Source organism: Sphingopyxis sp., assembly GCF_050916055.1.
Classification (GTDB): Bacteria; Pseudomonadota; Alphaproteobacteria; order Sphingomonadales; family Sphingomonadaceae; genus Sphingopyxis.
Genome location: NZ_CP051527.1, coordinates 464,456 through 476,288 on the forward strand (window position 1 = coordinate 464,456; position 11,833 = coordinate 476,288).

An 11,833-nucleotide genomic window follows, 5' to 3' on the forward strand; every position below is an offset into this window, starting at 1 on the left:
ATCGAAAAATGGGGCCCTCCACCTCCGCTGCGATGCGAGAGGAAGAGGGCTCCAGTATAAAGGCTCCGTTCGCGGATCGCTGGGAGGCTCAAGCCGGTCCCGAAAAGCCTTGATTGCTAGATCTTGAAGCCAAGCGTGATCCCGTAAGTTGCGGGCATTCCGGCAAAGCGTCCTTGAGAATCATTGGATGGGATCACGGTGGTCCAGTAATAGGTGTCGAAGATGTTTTTGCCCCAGAGCATGACCTTCCATGCTCCGTCGGCGGCTTCGTAACCGATGCGGGCATCGACCGTGGTATAGCCCTTGATGTTGAAAACATTGCCGGCGAGATCAGGGCGGGTAAACGAGTTTGTAGAGTAGGGAAATGGAATCCGGTTAGCGCCGATCGCGGCATCTGAATGCGACCGGGCGTTTGCGCTCACCCCGACGAACCCTGAACCGCCATTCCCCATCTCCCGGCGGTAATCGGCATTGACCACACCAGAGAATTTCGGCGTAAATGGCAGCGGATCGCCTTCGAATGTATCGGCAATGCCGTAGATGTTGAAGTTCTTGGGCGCGGTCGGTCCCTCGGTGACGCGTGAATTGAGATAGGTGAACGCGGCATTGATTGTCAGGCCGTCGATCGGCCGCGCCGTGACGTCGGCTTCAAGCCCGTAGATTCGCGCTTTGGGCACGTTGATCAAGGCATCCAGGCCGCCGAATGTGGCATCGAACAATTTGCCCCGTATCTGTTTGTCCTTGTAGTCATAGTAAAATGCGGCCGCGTTGAACTGCACTTTCCGATCTGCAAGCGAAGCCTTGAACCCTGCTTCATAGGCCGTCACAGATTCCTGCGTCACCGGCAACAAACCTAGATAGGTGGATGTGGACAGACTTGGAAAACTGCCGGCTTTGTATCCTCGCGATATGTTGGCATACAAAAGTACATCGCTACTGACCTTGTAGTCGACCCCGACGCGCCACGAGATGTTGTTCTCACTCAGCGTTCCCGTGATCGGCGGACCGTTTGTAAACGCCGGCGTGAAGGTGAAGCAGGTGCCGTTGACGCCCGCACCGCCGAACAGCGTGTCCACGCGACCCGTCGGAGAGGTGTAGGAACAGATGGTCGAATCATTCGTGCTGTCGGTATAGCGCGACGCGACCTTGACCGTCAGTTGATCAGAAACATCAAATTCAAGGTTGCCGAACACTGCATAGTTCTCAATCTCCTGGCGATTGGTCACGCCGCTGAAATTGATCCAATTGAGCGATCTGGTGTAGCTAGAATTGTCGAAATAACGCAGCGCCTGATCTTCATAGGTGGTGCTGTCTTCATAATTCGCGCCCAGCAGCCAGCGGAAACGCGAGGCGGGGTCGTTCGCCAAGCGAAGTTCCTGGTTGAACGTCCGGATGAACCCATCCGCCCTTTGCAGGTCGAACGTGACCAGTGCGTTCCCGTCCTGGTCGATACGCTGCTCCTGATCAAAATCCGTGTAAGAGGTCAGCGACGTCAGCGTGATGCCACCGCCCAGTTCAATATCGCCGCGCAATGCGATCTGCCACATACGACGATCGGAGAAGGGCTCGAAATCGACGAGAAGGCCAGTTCCTGGAACGTAGCCGCCGATACCGTTGCCGGGCGCTCCACCAAATGCTTCCGGAGTGAGGATGACGCCGGTGGCTGGGTCGATTACGGTTCCTGTCCAGTCAGCCGCGCGAGCATTGTCGGGCGCGAAGGGTGACGCGATGATTTTCGCAATCGATTCAAGACCGGTCGGAGTCTGCGGATTGACGGAAATCAATTGCTGGGCCTGCGGCTGAGACTTGTCGATCCAACCATTGGCATTGAATTGCAATTTGATCGTATTGGACGGTTCCAGCTCAAATAGCAGGCGACCGGCAATGTAAGATTGATGCCCATTGGTGTCGTCGCGAGTGAGACTCTTTTGCCAATCATCGGAGTTCAGTCCGTTGATGGCGAGGCGAACGCCAGCGCGATCACCAAGCGGGCCACTGATATAAGCGTTCCCTTCGATCGCGTTGAAGCGCCCGAAGCTGATGTCCCCGCCAGCCTGCCACGTATCGGTGGGCTTGGCAGCGATATAGTTGATCGCGCCGCCAGTCGAGTTTTGTCCGAACAGGGTGCCTTGCGGACCCTTCAGAACCTCGATCCGTTCAAGGTCGAAGGCGCTGTGCGCAGCCAAGACTGGGAAAGGAAGTGGCGTCTGGTCCAGATAGACGCTTACTGCCGGATAGACGCCGAGCGAACTTTCCTGGAATCCGACGCCACGCAACGTGAAGATGGGCGTATTCGCCGTGCTCGTCGAGTAGGCGAGTCCCGGAACGACGGACGCGACGTCTTCGAGCGACGAAATGCCGCGCTCTCTAAGCTCCTCGCCACCGATGGCGGTAATCGTCAGCCCGACGTCGTTGAGGTTTTGCTCGCGCTTGTTGGCCGTGACGACAATCTCGTCGCTGCTGATGTCACCATTCTCCGGCGATGTATTTTGCGCGTGGGCGGTCGGTCCATAGACCAGCCCTGCGATTGCAGCGCCAACCAGCAGACTCCACCTGTGATTTTTCCTCATGATCATCCCCTCATCCCAGTTTTTTTGGTATGACCTTTAGGTATCATGTTGCCTATTATCTAGTCAAGTGGTTTACGATATCTTGGGATTGCGACGACTAAAGGCCCTAAAAGACATTGAAAATGTGCCAATTTCGAAGAGGTAATCCGGTGTGCGTCCATGGTTCGCGAGGCGGCGGAATCGTCACTTCGCCCGTCGGGCAAATGTTCCGTACATTGCCGCGTAACGCAGAGTCGCGGACGTCGTTACGTCAAAGGGGCGAATGTCGCCTTTGATTTAAGAAGCAAGCGGTTGGTATCTTGCGAATGGAGGCGAATCACCCGCGCCGCATCGTCAGCGCGACCCTCACGCATCGCTGCCACCATTTTCCGACGTGCCGTGAGCGAGTCTGCGCGGGGCCGATGTTTCAGCTCGGTGAGCATTTCAGCCACCAGACCAGCGATTGCATCAACGAGCAGAATCATCAGGGGATTGTGCGAACATCGAGCCGCGAGCCGGTAAAATTCAACCGCAGGCTCGATCGCCGCGACCTGATCGTCGAATGTTCTTATGCACCGTTCAAGCTCGTCGATGTTTCGATCCATACGAGCAAAATCTCGCTTGGTGCCGCGCTGGGCTCCCAGCCTGGCACACTGGCCAAGCAAGCTTGCTCGCACCTCAAGCAAATCGGTAAGCGGAAGCCGCCCAAGAATGAGCATCGATCGGATCGACGCCTCGATTCCGTCAGACCCGCTATCTCGAAGAAAGGTGCCCCCTCCGACACCTCGTTTGAAGCGCAGCACACCCGACATTTCGAGACTTCTCAGAGCTTCTCGAACTGCCGATCTTCCGACGCCCAGGCTGCTTGCCAATTCTCGCTCTGGGAGCAACCGGTCACCCGAGCGCAAATGGCCGCTTCGAATTTGATCGAGAATATGATGCTGGACTGTCTCAAACGTCCTAAGTCTGGCTGATACTCCTGCGACCGGGCGGTTCGGCCAGGAGTGAACCGTGTCGTGACTTCTGCCCGAGCTTGGGCTCTTGACGGGGCCGTCGTCGTCTACCGGTCTGGCTGCGACCGTCGTAAGAGCAATAAAATCTGCAAGCTCCGTATTGTGATCGGCGGAAATTTTGCGCCGCAACGCCTCGGATCGCGCGTCCAGTTCAAGCAGGATAGTCGATCCAAGGTCCGTCACCGAAACACGCTGAGCGCGCTTATCGGCATGATCGACTGCAAGTACAACCAGACCCAACTTCGATAAGTCGTTAAGAACGCGCTGAACCGCCTGTCGCGAAATTTGGAGTTGGCGCGCAACGTCCGCTGCCGAAACGGGGCCTGATTGCAGACCGATAGTTTCGAGCACTTGCCACCGAGCACTGGTGAGACCTAAATCTGCTACCAACCTGTCGCGCTCTGCGGTCAAAAGATTGTTCAATCGGAAGGCGGCTTGAGTGAGCGCCTTAAACTGAGCGCTATTCGAGAAATATGATCCGGTAACCTCGTTCACAGATGGGCGGTCGCACTTGAGCAACATGTTGTCAATGTTGCCGCACCAGGAATCCTCTTCGAGCGAGCGACCATTGTCAACGATCAGCCAGACGGCGGCTTCGAAACCTTTTTCTGAGGTCCCAGGCACCGAGCTACTTCGCATTGCCAATGCTGTTTTGTGGCTCACATGGATTTTTCTTCCAGTGCTGAATTGGTAAGGCAACGCGTGCGGGACTCCAACTTCCCGAATTATGGGGGTAGGTCGATGGGGATCAGCCCAAAATAGGCCCCGCTTTACAGGCATGAAGGCGTCGCAGCGCTAAATGATCCACAGCCGCCTGCCGCAGGTCGCTTGACGCGCGTTCTGCGAGAGTGGAACATATAAAGAACATTTGAGTCGAACCCGATATGATCGCACCACCTTTATCGCAGCCCCGGCCGAGGGCCGAGGAGCTTCAATCGCTTCGCGACGCTGTGGCGCGCGTCGCGTCGGAGCGTGGACCGGTGCTGCCCTTTGGCGTGGGCCCGCTCGATCATCTTCTTGCGGGCGGCGGGCTCGATGGCGCGGGCCTCCATGAAGTCGCGGCGGCATCGGCAAGCTGGAGCGACGATGCGGCCGCCACCCTGTTTGCAGCCGGGATCGCCGCGCGCTTTGCGGCGCCGGGCCTGTCGGCGCTATGGGCGCTTACGCGCTTCGACCTTTATGCGCCGGGCCTCGAACAGGCGGGACTCGGACCCGATCGCATCCTCTATGCGCAGGGCAGCAATGACCGCGAGCTTCTCGCCATGTGCGAGGACGCGCTTCGCGACGGGGCGCTGGCCTGCGTCGTCGCCGAGGTCAAAGCGGCCGACCAGACCGCGACACGCCGACTGCAGCTCGCGGCCTCCGAAGGCAAGACGCCGATGCTGCTCTATCGCCGCTACCGGCGTTACGGGCAATGTCCGCTCACCGATCTTTCGCTGGCGTGCACGCGCTGGCGGGTCGGGAGCCTCGCATCGGCTCCGCTCACGATACCGGGCGTCGGGCGCGGGCGCTGGTCGATCGAACTTGTGCGCCAGCGCGGCGGGCCGCCTTTCTCCCTCGAACTGGAGGCGTGCGATGACCAGGGTCGCCTCGCTCTTCCTGCCGCAACTCGCGATCGAGCGAGTGCGGCGGGCGGCGCCGATCTCGCGCTCGGGCACGCCGCCTGAGCCCGCGCGGCTCGGACCGCGCTTCCCCGAACCTGTCGACGACAATCCCGGTGCCTGTTCGGTGCCGCGCGGTGGCGGCTGGCGACCGGGTGCGCGCTGGGCACAAGACACGTCGGCGCATGGACGGCCCAACCGGGCTGCGATCGACGCGCTGCCAGCACACCAGCGGCCGACGATTCTCGTTGCGCGCAGCGGTCAGCGCGACCTCGTTACCGCTGCGTGTCCGATCGCGCTCGACCTCGGTCTAGCGCCGGGCATGGCAGCGGCGCATGCGCGCGCGCTGGTGACCGATCTCGATATATATGATGCGGCGCCCGACGCGGATGCCGCGTGGCTCGACCGGCTGGCGCTGCATGCGGTGCGGCACTGGACGCCGACGGCCGCTGTATCGGGCTCCGACGAGCTCTGGCTCGATCTGACCGGCACCGCCCATCTCTTCGGAGGCGAGGCGCGCTTCGCGTCGCGGCTCGTGTCATTCCTGCGCCGTCTAGGCTTCACCGCGCGTATCGCGATTGCCGGGACGCCCGGCACCGCGCACGCGCTAGCGCGTTTCGGCGGCGCGGCGACCCTGGTCTTGCCGCAAGGGGAGGAGGGCGGGGCGCTTGCTGGGCTCCCGCTTCGCGCGCTCCGGCTTGCGCCGGAGGCGCTTGTGTCGGCGGCGCGCTTCGGGATCGAGCGGATTGCCGACCTTTACCCGATGCCGCGCGGGCCGCTGGCGCGGCGCCTCGGGCGCGGCGCGGTCGAGCGGCTCGACCAGGCGCGCGGGCATCTGCCCGAGCCGATCGTTCCCGTCGTCCCGTTCGAGACGCCTGTCGCGACCCGGCGGTTGGTCGAGCCGATCGCGACCGCCGAGGCGATCGAGCAGGTCATTGCCGATCTGGTCGGTGACCTCGTCGCCGAGCTCGCGCGGCGCGGGCTCGGCGTGCGAACGGCGATGCTGAGCTGCGAGCGCGTCGATGCGCGCGAGCAGCGCGTGGCAGTCGGGACGGCGCGGGCGACGCGCGATGCAAAGCATCTTGTGCGTCTCTTCAAGCTCCGTATCGACCGCATCGAGCCGGGGCTGGGGATCGAGGCGATGACGCTCGCGGCGCCGCAGGTCGAAGCCCTGGCGCCCGAGACGATCGGATCGCCGCTCGATAGCGGAGAGCGCACGCCCGACATCGCGCCGCTCGTCGACCAACTCGCGGGACGTGCGGGTGAGGCGGCCCTCTTTCGCTTGGCGGCGATCGAAAGCGATGTGCCCGAGCGCGCGATCGGCCGCGCCGGCCCGCTCGCCAAGCCTGCCGGCTGGCCGGCCTGGGCGCGTCCGGTGCGGATGCTGGGGCGGCCCGAACCCTTGTCGGGCGTCGTCGCGCTGCTGCCCGACCACCCGCCGCGCCGCTTCGCGTGGCGCGGGCGGAGCTACCGCGTCGTGGCGGGCGACGGACCCGAACGCATCCATGGCGAATGGTGGCGGCGGGCCGGCGAGATGTGGCCAGTGCGCGACTATTTCCGGGTCGAGGCGGAGAGCGGCGAACGTTTCTGGCTGTTCCGCCGCGGCGATGCGCTGGAGGAGAATACGGGGGATTTGAGTTGGTACATGCACGGCGTGTTCGGATGACGACCTATGTCGAGCTCCAGACGACCAGCCATTTCTCCTTCCTGCGGGGGGCCTCGTCGCCCGAGGAGCTGTTCGCGGCGGCGGCTTTGCTCGGTCATTCGGCGCTCGGGCTCTGTGATCGCGGCAGCGTCGCCGGCATGGTTCGCGGCCTCTCGGGGCAGGAGGCGACCGGCGTCCGGCTGATCCCCGGATCGCGCGTCGATCTGCGCGATGGCCGTTCGCTATTGCTCTATCCGAAGGATCGCGCAGCCTGGTCGCGGCTGACCCGATTGCTGTCGCTTGGCAAGGCGCGCGGCGGCAAGGGCAATTGCTGGCTCGACTGGTCCGATGTCGCAACCTGGGCCGAACGGCTGGTCGCGGTACTTTTCCCCGACGCCGCCGGCGAGCGGACGCGCCGGGACCTTGGCGAACTCCGCGAGGTTTTCGGCCCCGATTCCTTTCTGGCGCTGTCGCTCCGGCGCCGGCCCGGCGATCTTGCGCGCCTGCACGCGCTCGACGCCCTGGCGCGCAGTAGCGGGGTGCGGAGTGTTGTCTGCGGCGACATCCTCTACCATGCGGCCGAGCGCCGCCCGCTGCAGGATGTGCTGACGGCGATCCGCGAGAAGACCACCGTCGATGCGCTCGGCTTCCGGCGCGAGCGCTTCATGGACCGCGCCCTGAAGTCGCCGGCCGAGATGGAACGGCGCTTCGCGCTCTTTCCCGACGCGATCCAGGCGACGGCGGATATCGCCGCGGCCTGTCGCTTCGACCTCGCCGAGATCCGCTACCAATATCCGTATGAGGAAGTGATGGCGGGGCGGAGCGCTCAGGAGGCGCTTGCCGCGCTCACCGAGGAAGGCGCGGTCGGCATGTTTCCGGGCGGCGTACCGCCGGCCTACCGGAAACAGATCGACCATGAGCTGCGCCTGATCGGCGAGCTTGGCTATGCGCCCTATTTCCTGACCGTCAATTCGATCGTCGCCGAGAGCCGGCGCCGCGGGATATTGTGCCAGGGACGAGGGTCAGCAGCGAACAGCTGCGTCTGCTTCCTGCTTGGCGTCACCTCGATCGACCCGATCAAACATGAGCTGCTCTTCGAGCGCTTCGTCTCGGGCGAACGCAAGGAGCCCCCCGATATCGATGTCGACTTCGAGCATGAGCGGCGCGAGGAAATCATCCAGTGGATCTACGAGACCTATGGGCGCCATCGCTCGGCGCTGACCGCTGTGGTCACGCGCTACCGGACGCGCGGCGCGGTGGCCGAGGTCGGCAAGGCGCTCGGGCTGCCGCGCGATCTGACGAAGATGCTCACCGGCCTCGTCTGGGGCTGGTCGGTCGACGGCATTCCCGACGAACAGATCGCCAGCCTCAATTTGAATGCCGACGATCACCGGCTGAAACTGACTCTCGATCTCGCGCGCCAACTGATTGGAACACCGCGCCATTTGTCGCAGCACCCGGGCGGCTTCGTGCTGACCGAAGAGCGTCTCGACGATCTCGTGCCGATCGAACCGGCGCGCATGGAAGACCGGCAGATCATCGAATGGGACAAGGACGATATCGACGTCCTCAAGTTCATGAAGGTCGATGTCCTCGGCCTCGGCATGCTCGGCTGCATGAACCGCGCGTTCAACCTGCTGCGCGAGCATAAGGGCGTCGAGGTCGGCATGGCCGACCTGCAGGATGATGATCCCGCCGTCTATGGCATGATCCAGAAGGCCGATACGCTGGGCGTCTTCCAGATCGAGAGCCGGGCGCAAATGTCGATGCTGCCGCGCATCAAGCCCAAATGCTTCTACGACCTGGTGATCGAGGTCGCGATCGTCCGCCCCGGCCCGATCCAGGGCGATATGGTCCATCCCTATCTTCGCCGCCGCGAGGGCAAGGAGAAGCCCGAGTATCCGAAGCCGGAGCTTCGCGCGGTGCTCGAGAAGACGCTCGGCGTCCCGCTCTTCCAGGAGCAGGCGATGAAGGTCGCGATCGTCGGCGCGGGCTTCACCCCGGCCGAGGCCGATCAATTGCGGAGGGCGATGGCGACCTTCAAATTGACGGGCGGGGTATCGCATTTCTACGACAAGCTCGTCGGCGGCATGGTCGAACGGGGTTATCCCAAGGATTTTGCCGAGCGCACCTTCAAGCAGATCGAGGGCTTCGGGAGCTATGGCTTTCCGGAGAGCCATGCAGCGAGCTTTGCGAAGATCGCCTATGCCTCGTGCTGGATGAAGCATCATCATCCCGACATATTCTGTGCCGCTTTGCTCAACGCCCAGCCGATGGGTTTCTACGCGCCGGCGCAGATCGTGCGCGATGCCCGCAATCATGGCGTCGAGGTGCGCCCGGTCTCGATCAACGACAGCCATTGGGATTGTACGCTGGAGGAGACCGAAGGCCGCTATCTCGCGGTACGCCTCGGCTTTCGCCAGGTACGATCGCTCGCCAATGTTCATGGCGCTGCGATCGTCGGGGCGAGGGGAGACCTTCCGTATGACTGCGTCGAGGATGTCTGGCGGCGCGCCGGCGTGCCGCGCGCCGCGATCGAACGGATCGCCGAGGCCGATGGCTTTGCCTGCCTGTCCGAAGACAGGCGCCAGGGCTTGTGGAAGGTGCGGGGGCTGGGGGAAGCGCCGCTACCGCTCTTCGCGGCGGCGGATGCCCGCGAGGCTTGCTTCTCGCCAGAGGGGCTCGAACCCGCGACCGCGCTCCGGCCGATGACCGAGGGACGCGAGGTGGTGGAAGATTATCGCACGCTGCAGCTATCGCTACGCGCGCATCCGCTCAGCTTTTTGAGGGAGGAGCTTGATGGCATGGGGATCGTCCGCTGCGCGGAGCTCCCGCATATTCGCGACGGGCGGAATATTGAGGTCGCGGGCGTCATCCTTGTTCGCCAGAGGCCTGGCTCGGCCAAGGGCGTGCTATTCGTGACGATCGAGGACGAAACAGGCATCGCGAACGGCATCCTCTGGCCCGATCGGTTCGATATCTATCGCAGGCCGGTGATGTCGGCCTCGATGATCGCGATGCGCGGGCGGCTGCAGAAGGAAGGCGAAGTCATTCACATCATTTGCGACCGGATCATCGACCATGACGCGATGCTGCGTTCGATCGCGCAGGGCGACGTCTCGATAGCGCCAGGGCGCGGCGATGGCGCGAGAAACGGGGGAGGGCCGGACTCGCGCGACGCGCCGCTGCGGATCCGAAGCCATGACTTTCACTAGCATCACCCCGCCAGGATCCCTGTGGGTGCGATCTGGTGCACCGTCATGCTACAATCAATGCCGACCGCTAACGTTCGAGCGAAAAGGGTATGACAATGTTCAGATGCAAGCAAATGCCGCTCGCCGAATGGTCGGCGCTGCAGGCCGGTTACGAACAGCTTTTCACGACGGTCTTTCACGGCGATCAGGGCATGGCCTTGTTCATCGAGAGCAATGGCCTCGGCGAACTCGATACGCTTCTGATTCCGGGGCACAATGCAGCAGCGGTCGAAGCCCTCTCGCCGGGCGGCTGGGCCGACTGCCCCGATGCCACCGATCGTCATTGGGCACTTCTGGTCGGAAATGGCGATGCATGGGACACCCTCGGCCTGCCGCAGCCGTGATCGAGCGCGGACAGTAGCATCATGGACAGATGGGACTGGGCCTGCGCGGTTGCCGTCGAGCGGCAATATGGGGCGCAAGCAGCAATCCATATTGCGGAGCGGATTGGCGCGCTTGCACTGGAAGGCGACGCGGACGGCGTTGCCCGCTGGCGTTCGATCGCTGCCTGCTTCGAGCATTTGCGAGCGTCGGCGCGCCTCGCGGCAAACCATTGAGGAACTGCAAATGCCGCATTTCGAACTCGATCTCGATCAGGATGGCTCTGCGCGGGCAATCTACAAGGATGGCGAACTGATCGACGGTGCAATCAGCCTGGAATCGCCGAACAGCATCGTTCAAACTTACTTCGTCTCGGCAATCCGGAGCATCGATGCGATGACGGTGGGAGACGATCCAGCCGGCGACCGCGCACGCGACAACCGACATTTCGGCCTTCAAGCCTTCCTGATGAGCCTCGTCGGCACCGAGGCATTTCTCAACATATATTTTCACCAGCTTGGAAATCTGCAGGGCCTGGACGACGTCATCGACCTTGCGAGGAGCGACAAGCCGATCGAGCACAAACTCGGTCATTTGCCGCGCCGCGCTTTCGGCAGCCCGCTTCCCAATTCCAAGAAGCTCTGCGCGAAGATGCGCGAGCTCTACGATCTCAGGTCCAACATGGTGCATCCGAAGTGGACACCCTCCTCGATCGCCTTCGACGGCATGATGTACGCGGGGTTTGTCGACAATCAGCAGAAGCTGTTCGAAAACCGCGAATTCTGCCGCGAAACACTCCGCTGGTGCCTGCTTGTGGTCGCGCGCATCGGCGTCCACTCCGGCTCCACGCGTTGGGATTTCGTCCATAACTGGTCGATGATTCACGAGACCAATGAAAGCCTCTCGAACTATCTCGGAATTCCTGCCGACGGTATCTGACCTACTGGACGGGAGACAGGCATCGGAAGAAGACGCGCTCGGTCTTGGGATCGAAGTCGGCAGCGAAGCCGGCATCGGTCCAGGCGCGCTGGTGCGGCCCGCACTCGGCGTCATTGGCCCACCAATGGCCTTTGCCGGCACCCCTCGGCAATACGCCGCGGATGATGCCCTCGATCTGGTCGAGAGTGAGCTTCAGTCCTTCGGCCGAATTGCGGCTCCGCCACCGGCGAAGGAACGCCCCGAGCGGATCATATTTACCCATGCTGCCCCTTGGCCTTTCGTAAGCGCGGGCGGCCCGTTACCGCACCTTGGGCCGGAAACCACCCCTTTTTGTCGCCTGGCTGCGGGTCTCGGCTCGCCTTGGCCGTCAACCCCCTGCGGGGGTTCGCCCTCGCGCGGGCGCTCGGTGACGGCGGCTCGCGGCCCCTTCGGTTGGCGCCATCGGGGATGGTCCCCGAGCAACCCAAGGAGACTTCAAATGGCAAGCATCGCAAATCTCACCGTCAAGGAC

At 62.6% G+C, this 11,833-nt stretch carries 9 protein-coding genes; 6 read left to right on the forward strand and 3 right to left on the reverse strand.

Going from position 1 to position 11,833, the window contains the following annotated elements:
• Nucleotides 1–116: 116 nt before the first annotated feature.
• Entirely contained in the window at nt 117–2,570 is a 2,454-nt protein-coding gene (locus tag HEQ22_RS02220) for a TonB-dependent receptor (RefSeq protein ID WP_432769574.1), read from the reverse strand.
• A gap of 245 nt (nt 2,571–2,815) precedes the next feature.
• A complete protein-coding gene (locus HEQ22_RS02225) occupies nt 2,816–4,225 on the reverse strand; it encodes a GntR family transcriptional regulator (RefSeq protein ID WP_432769575.1) in 1,410 nt (469 codons plus the stop codon).
• Between the two features lie 221 nt (nt 4,226–4,446).
• Between HEQ22_RS02225 and HEQ22_RS02230 the strand changes: the two genes are divergently transcribed.
• The 6 genes from HEQ22_RS02230 to HEQ22_RS02255 all read left to right on the forward strand — a co-directional run bounded on the left by HEQ22_RS02230 (nt 4,447) and on the right by HEQ22_RS02255 (nt 11,322).
• A complete protein-coding gene (locus tag HEQ22_RS02230; protein WP_432769576.1) occupies nt 4,447–5,229 on the forward strand; it encodes an ImuA family protein in 783 nt (260 codons plus the stop codon).
• Nucleotides 5,138–6,829, forward strand: coding sequence for a DUF6504 family protein (locus HEQ22_RS02235; RefSeq protein WP_432769577.1), 1,692 nt, complete (start codon nt 5,138–5,140; stop codon nt 6,827–6,829). The genes HEQ22_RS02230 and HEQ22_RS02235 overlap by 92 nt, the downstream gene beginning before the upstream one ends.
• Entirely contained in the window at nt 6,826–10,023 is a 3,198-nt protein-coding gene (locus HEQ22_RS02240; protein ID WP_432769578.1) for an error-prone DNA polymerase, read from the forward strand. The genes HEQ22_RS02235 and HEQ22_RS02240 overlap by 4 nt, the downstream gene beginning before the upstream one ends.
• A gap of 113 nt (nt 10,024–10,136) precedes the next feature.
• Entirely contained in the window at nt 10,137–10,406 is a 270-nt protein-coding gene (locus HEQ22_RS02245) for a hypothetical protein (protein WP_432769579.1), read from the forward strand.
• A 21-nt stretch (nt 10,407–10,427) separates the two neighbouring features.
• Entirely contained in the window at nt 10,428–10,619 is a 192-nt protein-coding gene (locus HEQ22_RS02250) for a DUF6961 family protein (protein WP_432769580.1), read from the forward strand.
• Nucleotides 10,620–10,629: 10 nt separating this feature from the next.
• A complete protein-coding gene (locus tag HEQ22_RS02255) occupies nt 10,630–11,322 on the forward strand; it encodes a hypothetical protein (protein WP_432769581.1) in 693 nt (230 codons plus the stop codon).
• Between the two features lies 1 nt (nt 11,323).
• On the opposite strand, the gene HEQ22_RS02260 is transcribed toward HEQ22_RS02255, so the two are convergent.
• Nucleotides 11,324–11,584, reverse strand: coding sequence for a DUF7662 domain-containing protein (locus HEQ22_RS02260; protein WP_432769582.1), 261 nt, complete (start codon nt 11,582–11,584; stop codon nt 11,324–11,326).
• Nucleotides 11,585–11,833 lie beyond the last annotated feature (249 nt).